Here is a 23003-nt window from a genome sequence, read left to right on the forward strand (position 1 = left end):
AAAAACATGAAAGATGTAATTGCAATTGTCGGTATGTCGTGCAGATTTCCGGGTGGCGTGCGCACGCCGGACGATTTCTGGAGTCTGCTGCTGGCCGAGACCGATGCGGTCACCAACGTGCCGGCCGACCGGTTCGGCACCGAGTTCTACCAGCATCCAGAAAAGCGCGAACCCGGCAAGAGCTACACGTTCTCAGCCGGCGTACTCGACGATGTCGCCGGTTTCGATGCGCACTTCTTTGGCATCTCGCCGCGCGAAGCCCGGCAGATGGACCCGCAGCAACGCCTGCTGCTCGAACTCGCATGGGAGACCTTCGAGCATGCGGGCCGTCAACCGCGCGATATGGTCGGCAGCAACTGTGCAGTCTTCGTCGGCATTGCCAGCCAGGACTATGGCGATCGCAGCGTGGACGATCTGGGCGCGGTTGACGCCTACTCTGCCACCGGCAATACGTTGAGCATCGCCTCGAACCGGGTGTCTTACCTCTTCGACCTGCGTGGTCCCAGCATGTCGATTGACACGGCATGTTCGTCTTCGCTGGTGGCCCTGCACCAAGCCTGTAACGCCATCCATTCCGGCGAAGCCGAGATGGCGCTGGCCGGGGGGGTCAACCTGTTGCTGCATCCTTTTCCCTTCATCACCTTTTCGAAGGCATCGATGCTGTCGCCGACGGGTCGCTGCCGCGCCTTCGATGCCTCCGGCGATGGCTACGTCCGCTCCGAAGGCGGCGCGCTCGTGCTACTCAAGCCGCTCGACAAGGCAATCGCCGATGGCGACACGATTCACGCGGTAATCGCCGCCTCCGGCGTAAACTCGGACGGCTACTCGCAGGGCGGCATCAGTGTCCCCGGTGCGGCCACGCAAGCCGCCTTGCTCGAGCACGTCTACAAGCGCGCGGGCGTGCATCCGCGCGACATCGCTTACGTGGAGGCGCACGGCACAGGTACCGCCGTCGGCGATCCGATCGAAGCGCAGGCTTTGATCGAGGTGATTGGGAGGAACCGCGAGCCAGGCAGGCCACTGCTGATCGGTTCGGCAAAGACAAATCTCGGCCACCTGGAAACGGCGTCCGGCATGGCGGGGCTGCTGAAGGCCATCCTGTGCCTCAAACATAGGGCCGTGCCGACCTCGCTCCATTTCAAGAATCCGAACCCGAACATCGACTTTGCGGGCGGCAACCTGCGCGTTGTTGATCGGTTCCTGCCGTTGCAGGCGGGCGCTGAAGCGTTGCTGATGGGCGTGAATTCCTTCGGTTTCGGGGGAACCAACGCCCACGTGCTGCTGCGTGAACCAGATCCTCGGCCAGAAGCCGTCAACACGGCGCGGCCGCCGGCCAGCACGCCGCTGCCCATGATTTTGAGCGCGCGCGCCCCTGAGGCATTGCATGCGCTGGCCGAAGCCTATCGCGTGCGCCTGCAAGCCGGCGCTGCCTGGGATGCGCTGGCAAGCGGCGCGGCCCGCAGGCGCCAATGGCTGAACCACCGCGTCGTCATCAGCCCCGCCAGCGTGGAAGAGGGGACCTCGGCGCTTGCGTTGCTGGCGCGCGGAGAGCGCGCTCCTTGCGTCGCGGCCGGTGAGGCGCCCGCCGGTGACAACAAGCTTGCGCTTGTGTTCTCCGGCAATGGTTCGCAATGGGTCAACATGGGCCAGCGCCTGCTGGCTGAAGACCCGGTGTTCCGCAATGCCATGCAAGATATCGACGCGCTGTGGCAGGCAGATGGCAGCGCCGCGCTGAGCGAGGTAATGCGCCAGGGTGCTCCAGCGGCCTGGCTCGCCAAGACGGAAAACGCCCAGCCTCTGTTGTTTGCCATGCAGGTTGGTATCGTCCATGTGCTGCAGGCACGCGGCCTGCGCTACGACGCCTGTTTTGGCCATAGCGTCGGTGAAGTTGCGGCCGCTTGGGCCTCTGGCGCCCTCACGCTGGCGCAAGCGGTGCACGTCATCAAAATGCGTAGCCGTGCCCAGGCCAGAACAGCCGGCAGCGGCAAGATGGCGGCGGCCGGCCTGGGCGAAGCGGCCGCGCTGCAACTGATCGAGCGACTAGGCCTGGGTGGGGAACTTGAGGTTGCCGGCATCAACAGTCCCGACGCCGTCACGCTGGCGGGTTCGCCGCTGGCGCTCGCGACTGCACAGACGGCTCTCGTAGAAAGTGGCATCTTTTTCCAGAACCTTGATCTGGACTACGCCTTCCATAGCAGGCAGATGGATGCCATCCGCGACATTGTCTTGGCCGGACTCGAGGATCTTCGCCCCCAAAAGGCGCAGAGGCAGTTCGTCTCCACCGTCAGCGGCGCCCCGCTCTGCGGCACTCAACTGGATGCGCACTACTGGTGGCGCAATATCCGGGAACCTGTTCGCTTCGAGCAAGCCACCCGTCACCTCATGGACGATGGCGTTCGCGTGTTCCTGGAGATCGGTCCGCATTCGATTTTGCGTAGCTATGTGATGCAGACCGCCGAGCGGGCGAAGCTCGGGACGCGCGCCCTGCCGACGCTCAAGCGCAATCACGACAGCGCGATGCAATTGGAGCACGCGCTCTGCGCCGCGATTGCGGACGGTGCAAGCCTCGATCTTGACAAGGCCTACCCGCCAGCCGACCCTGGCCTGGCGCTGCCGAACTATCCTTGGCAGAAGAGTCCGCACTGGTTGGCAGCCAGCAGCGAAGGTTACGAGCTGGTCAACCGGCACCGGGCACACCCGCTTCTTGGGTATCGCCTGAAGGCCGGCTCCGCTATCTGGGAGAACCAGTTGGATCCAGTCAAGCTACCAGCTCTCGCTGACCACGTCGTGGACGGCGCCATCACGTTCCCTGGTGCCGGGTACGCTGAAATGGCGCTGGCCGCTGGGCTAATGCATTTCGGTACCACGACCAGCGCTGTCGAGAATCTGGAAATCCGCTCCCCGGTAGTCTTTCAGCCACAACAAGCCAAGCTGTTCCGCTTCACGCTGGAGCCGCGTACAGGTGGATTCGTGATCGAGACGCGCCCGCGAATGAGCGCCGATCCGTGGACACTCAATGTCACGGGCCGCCTGCTCGCCGGCGGCCCTGCTCTGGCGGATTCGCCGGTACTCGCGTCGGACGAACTGGCAGCGCTAGAAGCAGTGGCGCCAGTCGGTGCCACCGCGCTCTATGACGCCGCTGCAGCGGTCGGCCTGAGCTATGGCGCCGCGTTCCAGTGGGTACAGTCTCTGAAGATTGCAGGCGAGATCGCCGTCGCCGAATTGGCGGCCCCGACCGCACTGCGAGGCGAACTCAGCCGGTATGCCGTGCATCCGGCTGCGATGGATAGCGGCTTTCATCCGCTCTTCGCCTTGCTGGCTCAGGCGGCCAATCTGGCGGACGGCGCGGCGTACGTTCCGGTGCAGATGGGGCGTATCGACTACTACGGCAATGGTACAACAGCCTCGCGCGTGGTCGCCCGGATTGAGCGCCGCAGCCCCCACTCCCTGGTAGCCTCGTTCACCTACCTGGATCACACAGGCAATACCGTCCTGGGTCTGCGTGCATGCCGTTTCCGCCGGGTGGACCTGCTGGCCCGGCGACGCAGCGCGCCTGGCCGCTTTGCCTTCGTAGCCGAAGCTAGGCCTTATGCAGCTCAACTCAGCGCGGCCGCCCTGCCGGCACCCGAGACGCTCCTGGCGTCGGCCGTCAAGGTCCTGTCCGCGCGCGAAGACGCCACGCACAGGCACACGCACCTGACCGAAGTGATGCCCCTGCTCGACGTCCTGGCGGCGGCATATGCCCTGCGCGCAGTCGAGACGCTGGGCGTGCTGGACCAGCCGGAGCTGCCGGCCAGTGCGAACCGGCCATTACTCGAGCGACTGGTCGGCATGCTCGTGGAAGATGGGGTGCTGGCCAAACGGGACGGGCGTCTGTTGCGCGGCGACGAAACCCTGCCGGGCATCGAAGAATTGTGGCGCGGACTGATTTCGGTCTCGCCTGGCCATGTTGCCGAGCTCGCGCTGCTGGCACATTGCGGGGCTTCGTTGCCTGCAGTGCTCAGGGGTGAAACGAAAAGCCAGGCTGTGTTGCCGAGCGGCCGCAGCAGCTTGCTTGATCATCTCTACGAGGCTTCGCCCACCTGGTCGCACATCAATGCGCTGGCCAGCGCGTGCTTGGACGAGGCGGTCGAGGCCTGGCGCGAACCCCGCCCATTGCGCATTCTCGAGATAATCGCGCCTGGCACGAACCTGTTCCAGCCATTCGGGTCGCATCTGCAGTCGCGTTGCGAGTACGCGATTGCCGGGAGCGCTGAGCAACTTGATGCGTTCGATACCGCGGCGCATCCGCTGGTTCGCACGGTGCAATTCCAGACGAGTCCCACCCCGACGCTCGCGACCGAGCTTGGCCGTCCAACCTGCTATGACGTCCTGATCGTCAACAATTGTCTGCGGACCAGCGCTGATCCCGCCCACCTACTGCAAGCGGCCAGGGAATGGATAACGCCTGACGGCCTGCTGATCGTGACGGAGAGCCAGCCGAGCCGCTTCTCGGACATTGTGTTCGGTCTCGACCCCAACTGGTGGCAACATGGCCGCGGCGAGTTTCTCCCGGCCAATGCCATCGCCGCACAGTTGCTGGATCACGGTTACCAGGCATTGGCACGCCATGCCGAAGGCTCGCTGGAGATCGAGGGCGCACCGACACTCATTGTTGCACGGCGCGCCGCCGACGCGGGCGGGCGGGCCAAGTCATCGGAAATTCCCACTGCGGGGGCACATTGGTTGCTGGTGAATCCCGCCACGCGGGAATCCCTCACCGCCGCGTTAGCAGATACGTTGCAGAGCCAAGATCCGTCGAGCCAAGTCGCGGTGTTCAGCTCTGTCGAGGCCCTTCTTGCCCATCCGGATCTTAGCGCTAGCGGCGATGCACCGCGTCATGTGGTCTTCCTGGGTGCGGACCTCGATGCCGTAGCGGGCGACGCCGATGGCGCCGCGTTGATGCGGGCGCAGGAAGACACCTCGATTGCATTGGCACGACTGACGCGCGGCGTGGCTGCAGCGCCTGGTTTGACGCGCCTGTGGGTCGTCACGCGCGGTGGCGCGCCACTTGGCGCGCCAACGGCCGATGCTTCGGCTTTCCGGCCGGAACAGGCGACCCTGTGGGGACTCGGCCGCGTGCTGATGAACGAACACGCGGAGCTTCACTGTCGCCTGATCGATATCGATCCCGCCTGCGAGCGTGCCGCAAGCCGGCTGGCGCGCGAACTGATGTCGACCGAGCATGAGGACGAAGTCCTGCTGACCCGCGCTGGACGCTTCGTGCCGCGCATGATGCCAGCCACCACCGTCGAAATGCGCGCACGAGACGGGCAAATGCCGCAAGCCTCGCACAGCGTACTCGCTTTCGAGTCGCCTGGATCGCTGCGCCACCTGCAGTGGTTTGCGTTGGCCAGCCGCGACCTCGCAGACGATGAGGTGGAGATTGAGCCCGCCGCGACCGGTCTTAACTTCCGTGACGTCATGTACGCCATGGGCCTGCTTTCCGACGAGGCGGTAGAGCAAGGCTTTGCCGGACCGACCATCGGCATGGAACTCTCCGGGCGCATTGCCCGCGTCGGCGCGGACGTACGCAACTTCCGCGTGGGTGACGCCGTACTCGGTTTTGCGCCCGCCTGCTTTGCCAGCCGCGTGCGTACGCATGTCGGTGCGGTCGCGCTCAAGCCAGAGCGGCTCAGCTTTGAAGAGGCTGCCACCATTCCGACCACCTTCTTCACGGCCTATTATGCGCTGTGCGAACTGGCGAGGTTGCGCAAGGGCGAACGCGTGCTCGTGCATGGCGCCGCCGGCGGCGTGGGGATCGCCGCGATCCAGTTGGCCCGCCATCTGGGCGCGGAAGTCTTCGCCACCGCCAGTTCCAACGAGAAGCGCGAATTCGTCCGCCTGCTTGGCGCTGACCATGTGCTTGATTCACGCAGTCTTGCCTTTGCGGACGAAGTACTGCGCCGTACCGGCGGTGAAGGTGTCGACGTCGTACTCAACTCGCTGGCCGGCGAAGCCATGGTGCGCAGCATCGACGTGCTGCGGCCATTTGGCCGTTTCCTTGAATTAGGCAAGCGCGATTTCTACGAGAACAGCCAGATCGGCTTGCGGCCTTTCCGCAACAACATCAGCTACTTCGGCATCGATGCGGACCAGTTGATGCGTGCACAGCCCGCGCTGACTGCACGGCTGTTCACCGACGTCATGGGCCTGTTGGCCGAGGGCGCGCTCGATCCCCTCCCCTATCGCGCCTTCCCGGCCGATCGAGTGGAGGAAGCATTCCGCTATATGCAGCAGGCGCGCCAGATCGGCAAGATCGTCATCACATTCCCCACTGGCGCGCCGGCACCTTCCGCGCCAGAACCAGCTCGCCTGGCGCTCGACCCCTGTGGTACCTATTTGGTAGCGGGGGGCACCGGCGGCCTCGGCTTTGCCACAGCGCGATGGATCGTCGAGAAAGGCGGGCGTCACCTGCTGCTAGCAAGTCGCGGCGGCAAGCTTGCTCCCGAACTTGACGAAGAAGTGCGGCGCTGGAATGCGGAGCTAGGCGTATCGGTGACCGTGGCAGCGTGCGACCTGACCGATGCCAGCGCCGTTGCCGCCCTGATCGCCGGCATTGATGATGGCCGCACGCCGCTCAAGGGCGTGGTCCACTCGGCGATGACAATCGCCGATGGCCTGATTTCCAATCTCGACGACGCAGCATTCCGCGATGTACTGGCGCCCAAGGTAGCCGGCGCGTGGAACCTGCATCAAGCGACCCGCGGGGTGGCGCTCGATTTCTTCATTGTCTATTCGTCGGCCACAACGTTCCTCGGCAATCCCGGCCAGGCCAACTACGTTGCCGCCAACACCTTCCTTGAATCCCTGGTCTGTCTGCGCCGCGCCCAGGGACTGCCAGCCTGCTTCATGGCCTGGGGGCCGCTCGAAGACGTGGGCTTCCTGGCGCGCAACGCGCAGACCCGTGAAGCGCTACAAGCCCGCGTCGGCGGGCGTTCGATCACGTCCCGCGATGCCATGGCCGCACTGGAACATGTGCTGCTCGCGCAACGCGCTGGCGAAGCCGTGCTTTGGCTCGACTGGCAGGCGATCGCCCGCGTCATGCCGGCGGCTCGCTCGCTGCGCTATGTCGAGATGCAGGGCAGCGGACATCGTGACGCGCAGCATTCCATCAGCACCAGTCTGCATGGCGAAGTACAATCGTTACCGCCTGGGCAGGCCTTGCAACTCGTCATCGAAACCCTGCAAGCCCAAATTGCGCGAATTCTCCATCTTTCCGCAAAGAAAATTGAGCCGGACCGTTCCATCGTCGACCTCGGCATGGATTCGTTGATGGGTATGGAACTGGGCATGGCAGTCGAAGAGTGCTTCGAGGTCAAACTTTCAGTAATGCTGCTGGCCGAAGGCGCAACGGTGCGCGCGCTTGCGCAGAAGATCGTCGACTCGATTCGTTCGGACGACACGGCGGGCCAGGAAAACCCCGGGCCGACCGACGCGGAACAGCAAGTGGCAGCGCTGGCCGCGCGCCATGCTCTGGACATGGAAGCCGTGGATATCCGCCACACGGCTGTAGCGGTCGCTGCCATGGCGCCCGGCAACGAGGTGGGCACGTGATCGGGCTCAGCGGCTGGCAGGCAAGCCAGGGCACGCTGGCAGGCGACCTCGTGCTCGCCGGTCGCGGCTTGCACACCGGGCGCCGCGTCAATGTGCGAATCCGGCCGGCCAGCGCAGGGCAAGGGATCATCTTCCGCCGCATGCAGTCCGGCCGCCTCTTGGCCGAATTCCCGGCCTCGCCACGGCTACGTGTGGCGCAGCCGCTATGCACAGCGCTGCAAGTAGGCGACGGCGTGCGAGTGCGCACCGTGGAGCATCTGATGGCCGCCCTACTGGCCTGCGAGATCGACCACGCTACCGTCGAACTCGACGCCGAGGAAGTACCGATTCTCGATGGCAGCGCACTGCCCTGGTTGCAGTGCATCCAAGCTTGCGGCCGCACCGCCCTCCCAGTTCCAAAACGCTTCCTGCGGGTCTTGCGGCGAATTACGGTGGAGGATGACGGCATGCGCCGGCTGGTCGTCGAACCGGCCGAGCGCTATGAGATGCACGTCACCAATGATCTCAAGGGATTCGGCGATCTAAGCTGGGAGGGCACGATCAATCCCGCGCAGTTCGCAAGTGAGATTGCCCCTTCGCGTTCCTATGGCCGCCTCAAATGGGCTGTGCCAGCGATCGTATTTGGTTATATACGTGGCAGGCCGATCCTGCGTGGCGCGCGACCGTCATGCACGGCAACCATCGTCGGAAAATCCGTGATCGGTGGCATGCGCCTTCCCGAGGAATTCGTGCGCCACCGCGTGCTCGACTTGGTAGGCGACCTCGCCTTACTGGGCGCACCTTTGCTCGCGAAAGTGACCGCCCTGCGTCCCAGCCACGAAATGAACCATCGCCTGAGCTCGGCGCTGCTCGCCCAACCCGATGCCTGGGAATGGGTGCAGCCTGCCAACTGTTGAGAGAGTATCTATGGGACTAGCTGACCAGATGCGCCGGCAACTCGCGGCAAAGGCGTTGCAGCGCCAGCTCGAGCGCGTATCCGACGAGATGAGTACACCTGCACCGACAGCGGCCAAGCCGGCGTTATCAGCCGACTTGGCGCAGCTATGTCGCTTCGATACGCTGCCTGCCTACCAGCAAGTATCGATAATGCGCCAGATGAGCGAACGGCTCCAGATCGACTCGCCATTCTTCCGCGTGCACGAAGGCGCGGCGGGCGCCACCACGCAGATCGGTGGCCAGACGTACATCAACTTTGCCAACTACAACTACTTGGGGTTGGCTGGCGATGTCGCAGTATCGGCGCGCGCCAAGGCCGCCATCGACCAGTACGGCACCTCGGCCTCGGCCAGCCGCATAGTGGCGGGCGAGCGGCCTGTTCAGCGCGAACTGGAACACGCCATTGCGCAACTATACGAAGTCGACGATTGCGTCGCCTTTGTCAGCGGACATGCGACTAACGTGACCGTCATCGGTTCACTGTTTGGCCCGGCGGACCTAATCGTCCATGATACGCTGGCGCATAACAGCATTGTCCAGGGTGCGCAGCTCAGTGGGGCCAAGCGGCTAAGTTTCCCGCACAATGACTGGGCTGCGCTCGACGAGCTGCTTGGCCGTGTGCGACGCCAGTACCAACGTGTCCTGATTGTCGTTGAAGGCATCTACAGCATGGACGGCGACTTCCCGGATCTCGATTGTTTCATCGAGATCAAGCGGCGGCACGCCGCCTTTCTGATGGTTGACGAAGCCCACTCTCTTGGCGTGATGGGCACTCGAGGGTGGGGCATTCGCGAACATTTCGGGCTAGCCGGCCGGGATGTCGACATCTGGATGGGCACCTTCAGCAAGACGCTGGCCGGCTGCGGCGGCTACATCGCCGGCGAACAGGCGCTGATCGACGTGCTGCGGCATCTGGCACCCGGCTTTCTATATAGCGTAGGCCTCGCCCCCGTGCTGGCCGCGGCGTCGCTAGCAGCGCTGCAATGCATGTTGCGCGAGCCGCAGCGCGTGGCGAGCTTGCGCCAACGCGGGGTCCAGTTTCTTGAAGAAGCGCGCCGTGCGGGGCTCAATACGGGCCTGAGCGCTGGCTACTCGGTCATTCCGGTCATCACGGGTAGCTCGAGGAAGGCAGCGCAATGGGCCAATGCGTTGTTTGACCAAGGCATCAATGTACAGCCAATCTTCTATCCGGCGGTGGAAGAGAAGGCGGCGCGGCTTCGATTCTTCATCTGCTCGACGCACACGCCCGAGCAGATCAGCGCCACTGTCGACGCCCTGGCGCGGCTTGCGCGGGGCTGACAATTTTGGAGGCTCGGACCATGCGCGGACGTCTCGGCTTCCGACCTGCCATGGCGCGCGACGCAAATGCGCTCGCCTCGCTAGTGCTGGCCTCCGGCGAGCAGGAATTCCAATTCCTGTTCGACGACGTCAACGCAGCTTGCGAAGATTTCCTGGCGTATGCCATTGCGACACCAAACGGGCGCTTTTCGTGGCGGCGGCACTATGTCGCTACCGTCGATGACGCGCCCGTAGCCGTGATGGCTATCCAAGACGGCCGTGCGGGCTGGTTGGACGATCCCGTCGCGGCCGGCCAGTTCCTGCGCTACTTCGGCGCCCGCCGTACGGCTGGCATCATCCGACGCGGCCTGCTGCTGGAGCGCGAGATTCCCAAGCCGTCGCGGCATGAAACGCTGATGGCGCATTGCGCCACTCACCCCGACCTTCGCGGCTCAGGTGTCTTTCGCGCACTGTTCCAGCAAGTTATCGAGACGAACCGGCTGCCTGCGTCCGCCGGACAGGCACTGGTGCTTGATGTGCTCAAGCACAATACGCGCGCGGCGGCGTTATACCGCAGGCTGGGTTTTGTGGTCGCTACGTGCAACCGCCCATCGCCGCGAGGCCTGCCCACTTCTCTTGCTGCGGATAGAATGATCTTCATCCACTGCGCTGAAAACGGCCGTAAAACGGGTGCCGCATGACGACGTTGAGCAGTCACGGCCGCGAACCGCTTTACAATCTTGCTTCCGCATACTGCCAGTCGCCCTATACATGCGCCAAATTCTTCTCTCCGACTTGAACAGCCAACGCTTGCGCGAGCGTGCCGAAACGATCCTCTGGATAAAAACTCAGATGGCAAAACTCGGCTTGCACTTGGCCGACCTGCAGGCGGCGGGCTGTTTTGTCGAGTCGAGGGCCGCCACCCAGCCCGGACCTGTCCGTTTCCGCGATGCCGAAGGTCACGTCTGGGACGGACGGGGTGATCTGCCGAATTGGCTGCAGCGTGCCGTCAATGCCGGCCAATCTATTGAACATTTTCAGGTCAACCGCCAAGCCTTGTAGCTTTGCCGTCTCCACACTACTAGCAGCGGCATTTCTTTAACTGAAACGCGCTCGCCGCTTCAACTGCGCATCGTAAATCAGCTCGGACTTCTAGGTGAGCGTAACTCGCTTAGAAGCAGCAGGCAGCCGCTCCGACGAGCGACACCACACTGGATGCGTCACACTCACGCGACCCACGCGCTGGCGAAGGGCGTCGAACTGAGCGCTGTGCGTGACAACCTGCGCCACGCGTCGATTTCGACCACCTCCATCTACTTGCATACCGATGATGTCAAGCGGGCCCGGCAGTTCGGCCAGGCATTCGCAGCCTGAATCGCTTGTACAACAATGAAATTAGAGGTGCAGGTGCCGTGAGTGCGGAACGTGAGGAGATAGAAGCGTTGGCCGCACTGACTGCACGTCTTGACGCCCAGCAACAGGTACTGACGGACTATCTCATCTCACGCATCTCGGCGCCGTATGGCCCGACAGCCCGAAGTGCGCCAGATTTTTCATGCGCAGGACGGCAAGCGGGAAGTTCGCGACCGCACAAGGCATTGATCTATAAGAAGAATTCAGACCAAACCGCCAGATTTTGCACGGACAGTACGATAACCCCGAACATCGCTGCCGCGAGAGCAGCAACAGTTTGGCTGACAGGGTACCGCACGCCCTCGCAAAGCCCTTAGTGTGTTGCATCGACCGGTTGAATCCGCACTTGCTTCCTGCCATTCACTTGCTACGCTAAAGGTAGGGGATTTCCCCTACTTCATCGATGAACCTTGCGCGCTGGCTAGACATCAACCTGCATCGCTAAGAGACCTCTTGCCCTGCTGCTCGGCGAGCAACGCCCCTCGAATGTCGGACATGTCTACCAGACGGTCAAGTTCATCGATGGGACGAACGAGACACAGTTGAAGGATTAGCACCAACGGAAAGTTTCCGTCATTGCATGCACTTCCAAGCACGACATCGTCAATCAAAACGCCAAGATCTCGAAGACGGAAGGCCACCTGCCGTAGTGGCATGCCGATGTCTAATAGCTCGTGGCGAAGAATTCTTGCGCTGGCATCGTCCCAGTTCGCCGCCCTTGCAACCACGGGCTTCCAGTGAGCAGGATGATCTGACTTAATGGCGCTTAAAATTTGGAGAAACAACGAAAATTTGAAGGTGCCGCGAAGCAGTTTCCCTTCAATCGAGCGTGGCGTTTCAGACGTGCCTACTAGCCGTAAGCTTTCGACCAAGGTCCCTTGGGTGATCCCCTTCCTCACCAACAGACCTCGCGCCGTCCGAGACGCGACCCGCGACCATGGTGTTTCGATGTGACTCACGTTTTTCGTCGTCAGCAGGGTTGTGTGAACTAAAAAACTTCCGTCCGTCGCGTTCCCTCGGAATTCGCCAAAAAGTAGAACTAAATATGGCGAAACGGCTCTGTCTTACGTGACTCAGCGCACAAGTCGGGGCGAGCCCGAGTTGCCCGCACTGGCCACCACTCGAAATTCAGTGGTCCAATGAAGAACAACGTTACTATCTACCTGGGCATCGATGGCGTACTACATCCGCGTCTCGTCAACCTCCGCACAGGCAGGGTTCCCTCGCTAGCAATAGCAGGACATTCACTGTTCGAGAACAATTGGGTGTTGGAAAACGTGATCGTCGAATTCCCGAACACTTACATTATTCTTCATTCGTGGTGGGTGCCATGCTATGGTTTTTCTCCAACACTGCGTAGGCTTCCTCCACGCACTCACGACCACGTTGTCGGCGCTACGTATGCAGGAAACAGGTGCTATCGATTCAGGAATAAGTTAGCTGGTTCCCGCCGTGAGTGGCTCCGCAATGACCTTCTGCGGCGGCGTCCGGTCAATCCTACCATCGTCGATAGCGACTGGATGCAAGTACTCCCTGGAATGGAGAATCAATCCTTCATCTTTGACACTGTAAGAGGAATTGCAGAGCTAAATGGAGACACGTCTTGCCGTCTTTGGACGGCACTCGCGCGGACAGGGCTTTAACCGACGCCCGCTCCGGTTATGTTCTCGCCTCCATATCAAACTCCCCCATGTAACAATAAGCTAGGCGCGGACTTCGAGTATTCGCTTCCGAAATGCGAAGTCTTTGCCATCCTGACCAGCTGGCGTCTCATGCGGACAGCGTTGGGGACCATCCACGTCGTTGGTATCGACGAACACACTGAACCAAAGTGTGGCCGAATTAGCTCCCCCATATTGGTAATGGATCTCGAACGTCGATGCCTGACATCCGCGGGCGGCAAGCAGTATCGCCTGGATGGCCCGTCCGGATCGGCAGAATTTGCATCCCGCGCCTGGAAGATTTTTAGCCCTCTGCTCGCCGAAGACGTCACATCTCAGCTGACCAATGCCAATTTACCTAGATCCAAATAGGCGAGATTCTCCGCAACTCAAATTTTTTGTCGCTAATGAGGGCAACACCGTAGATTCGGCCACGGCAGGGTGCAGATTCTCCCCAACAATAGTCAACCCAAGGCTGGCTCCCCCGCGTGCAGGGGCACGCGACAGAGCCAGTATAGATAGCCACGTTCAGATTGCGACACCTGCCGCAAGCCGTCCGTGCCCGGGCGGGCCGTTGCGACCCGCCCGGTCAGCCCCTCGGGGGACAGGTCAGCGCCCGGTCACAACCCGGTCGCCGCCGCCTTGTCGAAGCGATCGAGGTTCATGACCTTGACCCAGGCCTTGGCAAAGTCCTGCACGAACTTTTCCTTGCTGTCGTCAGAGCCATAGACTTCCGCGACGGCGCGCAGCTCCGCATTCGACCCGAAGATCAGGTCCACCGGGGTAGCCTGCCACTTGACCTTCCCGGTCGCACGGTCGCGGCCCTCATACATCCCCTGGTCGGTCGACGACTTCGACCACTTGGTAGACATGTCGAGCAGATTGACGAAGAAGTCGTTGCTCAGCGTGCCGGGCCGGTCGGTGAACACACCGTGGCGCGTGCCGCCGGCATTGGCGCCCAGCGCCCGCATGCCGCCAACCAGCACGGTCATCTCGGGCACCCTCAGGTTCAGGTAGCTCGCGCGCTCGACCAGCATGTCCGCCGGCGAGCGGGAACTCTGCTTGCCATAGTAGTTGCGGAAACCGTCGGCCACCGGCTCAAGCACGGCGAAGGACTGCACGCTCGTCTGTTCCGCCGTGGCGTCCATGCGGCCCGGCGTGAACGGCACATTCACCTTGTGGCCACCCTTCTTGGCTGCTTCTTCCACGGCCGCCGTCCCGCCCAGCACGATGAGGTCGGCCAGCGACACCTTCTTGCCACTGCCCTTCTGCGCCGCATTGAAGTCCTTCTGGATGGCCTCCAGACGATTCAGCACCTTGGCAAGCTCGGCCGGGTCGTTGACCCCCCAATCCTTCTGCGGCGCCAGGCGAATGCGCGCACCGTTGGCGCCACCGCGCATATCCGTCACCCGGAAGGTCGCGGCCGACGCCCAGGCGGTGCGGACCAGCTCGGGGATGGTCAGGCCCGACGACAGGATGGTGGTCTTCAGGCTGGCCACGTCCTTGTCGTCCACCAGCTTGTGATCGACCGGAGGAATCGGATCCTGCCAGATCAGGTCTTCCTTGGGCACATCGGGCCCGAGGTAGCGCGACTTCGGCCCCAGGTCGCGATGCATGAGCTTGAACCACGCCCTGGCGAACGCGTCCTCGAATTCCTTCGGATTCTCGAGGAATCGCTTCGAGATCTTGTGGTACTCGGGGTCCATCTTCAGCGCGATGTCCGTGGTGAACATCATCAGCTTGTGCCGCTTCTTCGGATCATGGGCATCGGGCACGAAATTGGCGCTGGCGTTGTTCTTCGGCACCCACTGGATCGCGCCGCCCGGGCCCTTGGTCGTTTCCCAGTCGAAGCTGTAGAGCCACGTCAGGAATTCGTGGGTCCAACGCGTCGGATTGGTCGACCACGCGCCTTCCAGGCCACTGCCGACGGTGTCCACGCCATGCCCCGTGCCACATTTGCTGACCCAGCCCAGCCCCTGCTCTTCCAGCCCGGCAGCAGCCGGCTCCTTGCCCACGCAGCCCGCCGGCTTGTGCGCGCCATGTGCCTTGCCGAAGGTGTGTCCGCCGGCGATCAGCGCCACCGTGTCCACATCGTCCATGCTCATGCGGCCAAAGGTCTCGCGGATTTCCTTGGCCGAGGCCAGCGGGTCGGGCTTGCCTGCGGGGCCTTCGGGATTGACGTAGATGAGCCCCATCTCGGTTGCCGCGTAGGGCTTCTTCAGGGCGCCCTTCGCATCCTGGCGCTGATGGGCAAGCATTTTCTTTTCCGGGCCCCAGTTCACCATCTCGGCTTCCCAGTCGTCCACGCGCCCGCCGGCGTAACCGAATGTCTTGAAGCCCATTTCTTCCAGCGCCACGTTGCCTGCCAGGACCATGAGGTCGCCCCACGAGATCTTCTGGCCGTACTTCTGCTTGACCGGCCACAGCAGGCGCCGCGCCTTGTCCAGGCCGACGTTGTCCGGCCAGCTGTTGAGCGGTTCGAACCGCTGCTGGGCGCCCGAAGCGCCGCCCCGGCCATCGAAGACGCGATAGACGCCCGCGCCGTGCCAGGCCATGCGGATAAAGAATGGCCCATAGTTGCCGAAGTCAGCCGGCCACCAGGGCTGGGAGGTCTTCATGACCCCTGCGATGTCCCGCTTGACCGCCTCGATATCGAGCGTCTTGAATGCCTCCGCATAATTGAAGGCCTTGCCCATGGGATCGGATTCCGCCGAATTGAAACGCAGGGGCTGCAGGTTGAGTTGCTCTGGCCACCAGAAACTATTCGGCGTCACATCCGTACTCGCCACCAGCGGATTGGTGTACAGCGCGGCAGATACGGCCACCGCCATGACGGAAAGTTTTAAAGTTTTTCCGATGTTCATGGAATCAATACCTCCTTGTAGTTGGTTACAAAAGCCGCTGCCGTAATGCAAATGAATTGAAATGCAAAATGGGGATATCTCGGCCTTGCTCGCGGGGCTTCCTGCGCGCGTTCGGCAAATATTCACTTGTCAGGGAATACGGCCGGACGCGGCCGGCAGCAAGCGTTTTGCACTCTACGTGGACGGTTATCTCCGGAAAATTCAATTGTTTCAATTGGCTTGATTAGCCAAGTCAATTGGAATACCGCATCGCCATGCGAAAGGCTTGGCCGCGTATATGCTGAGGCCCGATAAACACGAGCATTCCGGGGAATCGATGGGGTGGGGACGCGCGCAGGACATACCGCATGCCTTGCCTTTACGAGACGGCATGGCAATCTCATCGAATTAAAATACCGTCGTTATATTGACGATAATCAAATGTCGCCGCGCCTGCGGGATGACGCCGTCAGAGGGCCGGGCGGTTTCAAGTGCGAAGTGCAACACCCCTCAGTTATTGAACAGGAAGCCGGTCCGTGGGATTGGCCAGAACCTGAGCGAGGACTTGTAGCGGGGAGTGCCAGTTCAGGGTTTTGCGCGGGCGGCCGTTGAGGCTGTCGGCGATGGCGTCAAGTTCCTCCTGCGAGTAGACGGACAGGTCGGTGCCCTTGGGTAAGTACTGGCGCAGCAGACCATTGGTGTTCTCACAGGTGCCGCGCTGCCAGGGGCTATGCGGGTCGCAGAAGTACACGCGCACGCCAGTGGCGGCGCTCAGTTCGGCGTGCCGGGCCATCTCTCGACCCTGGTCGTAGGTCAGGGTCTGGCGCAGCGGGGCCACCAGGGCTTGCAGCTTCCCGGTGAAGCCGGCCAGAGCCGATGCAGCGGTGGCGTCCGGCATCTTGACCAGCAGTACGGCGCGGCTCATACGCTCGACCAGCACACCTACGGCGGATTGGTTGCCCGCACCCTTGATGAGGTCGCCCTCCCAGTGCCCGGGCATGAGCCGGTCGTTGACCTCGGGCGGGCGCACGTGGATGCTGACCATGTCGGGAATCTGGCCGCGCCGGTCGGTTCCACGCGAGCGCGGCAGACGTTTGGTTCGGGCCTGTCGCAAGCAGGCGATGAGCTGGCGGCGCAGCTCACCCCGCGGGTATGCGTAGATGGCGTTGTAGATGGTCTCGTGGGACACGTTGAGGTCGGGTTGATCAGGAAAGGCCCGCTTGAGCGTAGCGGAGATTTCCTGGGGCGACCACTTCTGATCGAGGAAGTGGCGCACCACGCCCCACAGTACGCCATCAGGAGCGAGCTTGGCGACTGGACGGCTGGCCTTGAGGCGTTGCGTACGGCAGGCTTGCGCGCTCATTGCGCCATAGCCGCCACGGGCGGTGGCATTGCGGCGAAGCTCCCGCATCAGTGTCGAAGGCGCGCGGCCAAGCCTGCGAGCCATGGCTCGCAGGCTGACATCTTCGGCCTTCCAAATCTCGATGCGCATGCGTTCTTCAGGTTGTAGTTGTTGGTACTTCGTTCTCGTCATTAATCACACCTTACCGAATGGCAAGGTGTTGCACTTCAAATTTGAGGCCGCCCCGGAAAGAAATAGAGCCGTCCTGACGGACGGCTCGGATCCCCGCGTACTTCACTGCAACACCGCCGTTCCTTCACTGGTGTCTCTGCGGACTGCCATGTGATCCGCTGGAACGGTGCGGCTGCCGGCCCGCGGCGACCCCTCCGGTCGCATATGCGTTCCCAACGTGTTCAGTCGGGCCGACGAGATGACATTCTCGTCATGAAATATTTCGGAAATAAGAACATGGTGCGGCGCCGCCAGCACAATTCGGGAATGGCCCAGGCAGGCGCAACTTCCGCGACCGCCGCCGATCACTAGAATGAATCGACCTCAACGGGGAGCCGACATGAAACATGATCCAGCCGTCGCAACAGAGACCACGGCAGAGGGGCTTGCGGCCCTGATCTATCACATTGCACATGGCGCCAGCCAGGGCCAGTTGGACCCCGAGTTCGTGCGCAAGCTGTGCAAGCGCGTGGACAAGGAAATCGAGGCCATGGAGGACACCGACAAGCTTGCGGCGCCGGACCGCGAGCGCCTGCACCACGCCGTGCAGACGCTGCGTGCGACGGCCGATGCCGAGGAAGGCGCCTTGCTGACGCGGGCGCTGGACCGGTTGCGTTCGGTCGATGCCCAGGCCGACCGGGCAAACCGCCCCGCCGAGGGCGCCGCGACCTGAAGCGGACGCGGGGACCCCCGAAGCAGAACGCCCCTCCTCCCGCCAAGCCGGGTGAGGGGCGTTTGTTATCCGGCAGGCGCGGAGGGAAAGGCCCCGTCTGCCGGCTGTCTCCCTGCTTAGAAGCGGTGACGGATACCGACCACGGCGCCGGTCTGGTTGGCTCCCGGGGTGACCGGAGCGGAGCTGCTCATCGACAGTGCCGACGCATCCTTGTTCTTCGTGTACGCGACGTTCAGGTAGACGTCGGTACGCTTCGAGAACGAGTAGTCGGCCGACAGCACGAACATCCACGGATCATTGCCGCTGTTGTGCGCGTCCTGGTAGTAGGCGGCGCCCGTCAACGACAGGGCCGGCGTCACGCGATACAGGCCACCCAGCCAGTACACGTTGTTGCGCGCCGAAGCCGTGGTGGGCGAAGCGATGCCGTCGTCACGCATCCAGCGGTAACCGGCGAACAGCTTGGCCACGCCAAGGTCGTACGAACCGCCCACGGCCAGGCGCTTGACGGCGCGGTCGGCGACGTTGGCGGCATTGCCCTGGTACTGATCGTAGGCGGTGCCCACCGAGAACGCGCCGGCGGTATAGGCCAGGCCAGCGCCGAAGTTGCGGCCGATGCGATAGTTGCCCGGCACTTCCGTGCTGCCCGACACGGTCGAATCGCGGCCCGTGCTGTAGAAGGCGGTACCCGTCAGGCCACCGAACTTGCCCGTGTACTTGATGGCATTGTCGGCGCGGCCGTTGAAGGCCGAGTCGACCGAGTTCAGCGAGTACTTCGGGCCCACGCCCATTGGGTCGTAGGCACCGAACAGGTCATACAGCGCGTTTTGCTGGCGACCCAGGGTGACGGCGCCGAAGTTGCCTTGCATGCCAACGAAAGCCTGGCGGCCGAACAGGCGGCTGCCCTGGCCCGACGTGCCGGTGTCGATGTCGAAGCCCGATTCCAGGGTGAAGATGGCCTTGAGGCCGCCACCGAGGTCTTCGGCGCCACGCAGGCCCCAGCGCGAGCCGGACATATTGCCCGAGCTCACCATCGCCTTGCTGCCCGTGGCGGCCGGTGCGGTGCCCGAGTGGTTGGCGAATTCGATGCCGGCGTCGGCAATGCCGTACAGCGTCACGGAGGTGTTGGACTGGGCCGATGCAACGCCGGAGACCGCGCAGGTACCCGCTGCCGCCAGCGCAAATAGTGCTTTCTTCACTGTGAGTTCTCGTATTTATTAAGACATTGAGATGCTTCCCCGTCACTATTTCAGAACGGGGCTACGAGATACGTACTGCCGCTTTCCGAAACGATGACCCGTGGGGGCAGGCGAATTGTTTCAATGAAATATGAAACCCATGTGTCTGTTGCGACGCGGCAACGGGCGGGGACACCCCACTTTTGTGGGATATTTGGCGGATGGCAGCGAAGAATGCGGGTTTTCCCCACCCACCTTCAGGTAGGATGCACACTTTTCCGTGAAAGGCATTTGACAGGTCCATGACGGTGCGCACCGGCCCTGCCTCGCCTTGCGTCAATGCGCCTGGATTCATACAAGACCTATATCGGCCCACGGCTGGCCCAGCTCAGGCAACGCCTGCGCCGGCCCAGCCGACGCACCGTCCTGCTGGCCGTGGCCGCGCTTCCCGCGCTGTTGCTGCTGTACCTGCTGCTGCTGATTCCGTTTACGCCCGGCATCAGCGACATCCGCAAGGCCAAGTCGGAGCAGCCGGCCCAGGTGCTGTCGGCCGACGGCAAGGAACTGGCCGTCTACCGCTGGGCCAACCGCGACTGGGTCAAGCTGGCCGACATTTCGCCCAATGTCGTCAACGCGCTGATCGCCACCGAGGATCACCGCTTCTACCAGCACTTCGGGCTGGACTGGCGCCGTACCGCATCGGCGGCGCTGCACACGTTCTCGGGCGACCGCCAGGGTGGCTCGACCATCACCCAGCAGCTGGCGCGCAACCGCTATCCGGACGAGATCGGCCGGGCCCCCACACTGACGCGCAAGCTCAAGGAGGCCATTACGGCGCTGAAGATCGAGGCGCTGTACTCTAAGGACGAGATCCTGGAAACGTACCTGAACACGGTGCCGTTCCTGTACAACGCGTTCGGCATCGAGATGGCCGCGCGCACCTATTTCGACAAGTCCGCCCGCCAGCTCGACGTGCTGGAAGCCGCCACGCTGATCGGCATGCTCAAGGGCAACAGCTACTACAACCCGGTACTGAACCCGCAGCGGGCACTGGAACGCCGCAATATCGTGCTGGCGCAGATGGTCAAGCGCGGCAAGCTCGACGCCGCCCGCTACGAAGTGCTGGCGAGGCGCCCGCTGCGCATCGATTTCGAGCGGCAGGTCGAGGAACCCGGCCCGGCCGCCCACTTCGCGCAGCAGCTGCGCAAGTGGCTGATCTCGTGGGCCGACAGCAACGACTACAACCTGTATACCGACGGCCTGGTCATCCATACGACGATCGATGCCCGCCTGCAGGCCATGGCCAACCAGGCGCTGGCACGCCAGGCCAACCAGCTGCAGTCGATTGCCAATGCCGCCTGGGCGCCGCGCGCCGGCTGGGCCGAAAGCCGGGGCCTGGTGCAGCAGTTTGTGCGCGAAACGCCCGAATACCGCGCCGCCGTGGCCGGCGGCCAGACCGACGCCGATGCGCTGAACCACCTGATGCGCGACAACGCGTTCATGCAGAACCTGCGCCAGAACAAGACCCGCGTGCAGGCCGGCTTCATGGCGCTGGACCCGGCCACCGGCGAAATCCGCGCCTGGGTGGGCAGCCGCGATTTCACCGTGGACGCGTTCGACCACGTGGCCCAGGCCCGCCGCCAGCCCGGTTCCACGTTCAAGCCATTCGTCTATGGCGCCGCATTCGCGCGCGGACAGAGCCCCGACGAGACGTTCATCGACCAGCCCGTGGAAATCAAGCTGGCCGGCGGCGAGATCTGGCGGCCGACCGACGAAACGGCGCCCACCGGCCGCGCGATGAGCCTGCGCGACGGTCTGGTCTATTCCAAGAACACCATCACGGCGCAACTGGTGCAGAACCTGGGCCCCGACCGCGTGGCCCGACTGGCCCGCGCCATGGGCGTGCGCGACAGCAAACTGGAGGAAGTGCCATCGCTGGCACTGGGCACGAGCCCCGTCACGCTCAAGGAGATGGTCAGCGCCTACGGCACGATCGCCAACGGCGGCCAGTACCTCGCGCCGTCGATGATCACCCGCATCACGGACCGCGACGGCAAGGAACTGGCCCGCTTCCGGCCCGCGTCGCCCGAGCGCGCGCTATCGGCCACGGCCAACGAAACGCTGCTCGACGTGATGCGCGACGTGGTCGATCGCGGCACCGGCACGGCCATCCGCACGCGCTACGGCATTCGCGCCGATGTGGCCGGCAAGACCGGCACGACCCAGGACAACGCCGACGGCTGGTTCATCCTGATGCATCCGCAACTGGTGGCCGGGGCCTGGGTAGGCTTCAACGACAGCCGCGTGACGCTGCGCAGCGACTACTGGGGCCAGGGTGCGCACAGTGCGCTGCCCATCGTGGGTGACTTCTACCAGCGCGCCCTGCGCGCACGCATCGTGGACGCGCGCGCGCGGTTTGCCGAAGTCGACGAGAAAACCTGGTATTCGGGGCTGACCGATACGGTACGCGGCTGGTATCAGAAGCTGTTTGCCTCGGACCGCAAGGACGACAGCGCGCCACTGCCGCGCCCGGCACCGCGCCGGCCGGTCTTGCCGGCCACGGACGCCGACGCCATGCCGCCAGCCTCGGCGCCCGCCACGGCCGCATCCGCGGACAACGGCCTGGCGCTGGACCCCGGTGAAGTGGTGGAGGCCGTGCCCCCTGGCGGCCATGAGATGGCAGCATCGAGCGAACCGTCGGCAGCGCCGCCGATACCGACCCCGGCACCGACCCCGGCACCGACCCCGGCGCCCACCCCGGCACCATCCTCCACGCCTGCGCCAGCCTCGGCGCCCGCGGCGCTCTGACCTGCGCCACGCCCCCGCACGGCAAGCGGAAGCGCGGAGAAAACCATCCGCACCCTGTTACCTGGCGATCCTCAGCCGGCCGCGATGCAGCGCGCGCAGGGCTGCATCGGACAGCGACAGCGGCGGTTCCGGCGACGGGCGGGCCAGCAGGTAGCCCTGCGCCAGATCGATACCCATGTCGCGGCACACCAGCAGATCGTCCACGCGTTCGAGGCCTTCGGCAATCAGCCGCGTGCCGGCCGTGCGGGCCAGCTTGCATAGCCCCTGCAGCGCCTCGCGCTGGAACGGCGACGACGCCACGCCGTCAATGATGACGCGCGCGATCTTCACGTAGTCGGGTTGCAGGGCAATCCACTGCCCCAGGCCGGCGTGTCCGGTGCCGTAGTCGTCCAGCGCGAATTGCGCGCCGCGGCTGCGAATCGAATACACGGCCTTGGCCAGCGTGTCCAACGGCCCCAGCGGCGCCTGCTCGGTCAGCTCCAGCACAATGCGTTCGGATTGCAGCCCCTGGGCCTGCAGAAAGGTCCGTACCTCGTCGCGCGTGTCCTCGATATTGCGCAGGGAATCGGCGCTGTAGTTCAGGAACAGCTTGCCCGGCAGGTCGAATTCCATGAACGCCCGGATCGAGATGCGCGCCGCCAGCCGTTCGAGTTCCACGTGCTTGCCCTCGCGTGCCGCTTCGGCGAACAGCGCGATCGGGCTCTCCAGCGGCGTGCCCGTCGGGCCGCGGATCAGTGCCTCGTATCCAAACACCTCGCCCGTGACGAGCGAGCCGATCGGCTGGAAGACCGGCCGCAGCAGTTGTTGCTCGAGGCAATCGGCAATGGATGGCGTCAGGGGTCGCGACAAGGCTTGCACTCAAACTGGCTAGGAATCGTGTTGTACGAATCATTTGGTGGGCAGGTGCCACGCCCACTGTTGAGATAACGGCACTTCCCGGACCGACTTGAGGCGTTGCACGTACTGCTTTGGGAGGGTGACCGAGCCAAGGAGGCTTTTGACAAGGTTGCGCATCGCAACTAATATTGCTTGCGCATCGCAACCAAT

13 protein-coding genes and 1 pseudogene are annotated in these 23003 nt (G+C 63.4%); 9 read left to right on the forward strand and 5 right to left on the reverse strand.

What is annotated here, in order from left to right; all coding sequences use genetic code 11:
• Positions 1–6: 6 nt before the first annotated feature.
• From D9X30_RS19705 to D9X30_RS19730, 6 genes and pseudogenes are all read left to right on the forward strand, one after another.
• Positions 7–7596: a type I polyketide synthase gene (locus tag D9X30_RS19705; protein ID WP_153948831.1), complete on the forward strand. Its 7590-nt coding sequence runs from the start codon at positions 7–9 to the stop codon at positions 7594–7596.
• Complete coding sequence (locus D9X30_RS19710; protein WP_249641017.1) at positions 7593–8492, forward strand: UDP-3-O-acyl N-acetylglycosamine deacetylase; 900 nt, start codon at positions 7593–7595, stop codon at positions 8490–8492. Before D9X30_RS19705 ends, D9X30_RS19710 begins: the two co-directional genes overlap by 4 nt.
• Positions 8493–8502: 10 nt before the next feature.
• The gene (locus tag D9X30_RS19715; protein ID WP_153948830.1) at positions 8503–9831 is read left to right on the forward strand and encodes an aminotransferase class I/II-fold pyridoxal phosphate-dependent enzyme; all 1329 of its coding nucleotides are present in this window, start codon (positions 8503–8505) and stop codon (positions 9829–9831) included.
• Between the two features lie 20 nt (positions 9832–9851).
• Positions 9852–10511 carry a GNAT family N-acetyltransferase gene (locus tag D9X30_RS19720; protein ID WP_153948829.1) on the forward strand — a complete coding sequence of 220 codons (660 nt, stop codon included), beginning with the start codon at positions 9852–9854 and terminating at the stop codon, positions 10509–10511.
• 70 nt (positions 10512–10581) lie between these two features.
• Positions 10582–10872: an H-NS histone family protein gene (locus D9X30_RS19725; RefSeq protein WP_153948828.1), complete on the forward strand. Its 291-nt coding sequence runs from the start codon at positions 10582–10584 to the stop codon at positions 10870–10872.
• A 123-nt stretch (positions 10873–10995) separates the two neighbouring features.
• A pseudogene (locus tag D9X30_RS19730) lies at positions 10996–11184 on the forward strand (tyrosine-type recombinase/integrase); the annotation flags it as partial.
• Between the two features lie 467 nt (positions 11185–11651).
• On the opposite strand, the gene D9X30_RS19735 reads toward D9X30_RS19730, so the two are convergent.
• Positions 11652–12182, reverse strand: coding sequence for a DUF6471 domain-containing protein (locus D9X30_RS19735; protein ID WP_153948827.1), 531 nt, complete (start codon positions 12180–12182; stop codon positions 11652–11654).
• A 180-nt stretch (positions 12183–12362) separates the two neighbouring features.
• On the opposite strand from D9X30_RS19735, the gene D9X30_RS29875 reads away from it, so the two are divergent.
• Positions 12363–12866 (forward strand): HAD domain-containing protein, encoded by a 504-nt coding sequence (locus tag D9X30_RS29875; RefSeq protein WP_502799656.1) that lies wholly within the window; start codon positions 12363–12365, stop codon positions 12864–12866.
• Positions 12867–13504: 638 nt separating this feature from the next.
• Here the strand turns inward: D9X30_RS29875 and katG are convergent.
• Together katG and D9X30_RS19745 are read right to left on the reverse strand one after the other, a co-directional pair.
• Positions 13505–15715, reverse strand: a complete 2211-nt coding sequence (gene katG, locus D9X30_RS19740; RefSeq protein ID WP_502799665.1) for a catalase/peroxidase HPI — start codon at positions 15713–15715, stop codon at positions 13505–13507.
• 526 nt (positions 15716–16241) lie between these two features.
• Positions 16242–17261 (reverse strand): IS30-like element IS1086 family transposase, encoded by a 1020-nt coding sequence (locus D9X30_RS19745; protein ID WP_153948825.1) that lies wholly within the window; start codon positions 17259–17261, stop codon positions 16242–16244.
• 379 nt (positions 17262–17640) lie between these two features.
• Here D9X30_RS19745 and D9X30_RS19750 point away from each other — a divergent pair, with 379 nt between their 5' ends.
• Complete coding sequence (locus D9X30_RS19750; protein WP_153948824.1) at positions 17641–17973, forward strand: hypothetical protein; 333 nt, start codon at positions 17641–17643, stop codon at positions 17971–17973.
• A gap of 116 nt (positions 17974–18089) precedes the next feature.
• On the opposite strand, the gene D9X30_RS19755 is transcribed toward D9X30_RS19750, so the two are convergent.
• Positions 18090–19169, reverse strand: a complete 1080-nt coding sequence (locus D9X30_RS19755) for a porin (RefSeq protein WP_249641018.1) — start codon at positions 19167–19169, stop codon at positions 18090–18092.
• A gap of 318 nt (positions 19170–19487) precedes the next feature.
• On the opposite strand from D9X30_RS19755, the gene D9X30_RS19760 reads away from it, so the two are divergent.
• Complete coding sequence (locus D9X30_RS19760; RefSeq protein WP_153948823.1) at positions 19488–21956, forward strand: penicillin-binding protein 1A; 2469 nt, start codon at positions 19488–19490, stop codon at positions 21954–21956.
• A gap of 57 nt (positions 21957–22013) precedes the next feature.
• Here D9X30_RS19760 and D9X30_RS19765 read toward each other — a convergent pair whose 3' ends face one another.
• Complete coding sequence (locus tag D9X30_RS19765; protein ID WP_228770987.1) at positions 22014–22805, reverse strand: EAL domain-containing protein; 792 nt, start codon at positions 22803–22805, stop codon at positions 22014–22016.
• Positions 22806–23003: the final 198 nt, after the last annotated feature.

The sequence above is a fragment of the Cupriavidus sp. U2 genome, assembly GCF_009663685.2.
Classification (GTDB): Bacteria; Pseudomonadota; Gammaproteobacteria; order Burkholderiales; family Burkholderiaceae; genus Cupriavidus; species Cupriavidus necator_C.

What these genes read in the sequence shown, in the direction of transcription:
- D9X30_RS19715 (WP_153948830.1), top strand. Translation starts at nt 8,503, where the DNA reads ATGGGACTAGCTGACCAGATGCGCCGGCAACTCGCGGCAAAGGCGTTG.
- D9X30_RS19705 (WP_153948831.1), top strand. Translation starts at nt 7, where the DNA reads ATGAAAGATGTAATTGCAATTGTCGGTATGTCGTGCAGATTTCCGGGT.
- D9X30_RS29875 (WP_502799656.1), top strand. Translation starts at nt 12,363, where the DNA reads ATGAAGAACAACGTTACTATCTACCTGGGCATCGATGGCGTACTACAT.
- D9X30_RS19750 (WP_153948824.1), top strand. Translation starts at nt 17,641, where the DNA reads ATGAAACATGATCCAGCCGTCGCAACAGAGACCACGGCAGAGGGGCTT.
- katG (WP_502799665.1), bottom strand. Translation starts at nt 15,715, where the DNA reads ATGGCGGTGGCCGTATCTGCCGCGCTGTACACCAATCCGCTGGTGGCG.
- D9X30_RS19760 (WP_153948823.1), top strand. Translation starts at nt 19,488, where the DNA reads ATGCGCCTGGATTCATACAAGACCTATATCGGCCCACGGCTGGCCCAG.
- D9X30_RS19745 (WP_153948825.1), bottom strand. Translation starts at nt 17,261, where the DNA reads ATGACGAGAACGAAGTACCAACAACTACAACCTGAAGAACGCATGCGC.
- D9X30_RS19720 (WP_153948829.1), top strand. Translation starts at nt 9,852, where the DNA reads ATGCGCGGACGTCTCGGCTTCCGACCTGCCATGGCGCGCGACGCAAAT.
- D9X30_RS19725 (WP_153948828.1), top strand. Translation starts at nt 10,582, where the DNA reads ATGCGCCAAATTCTTCTCTCCGACTTGAACAGCCAACGCTTGCGCGAG.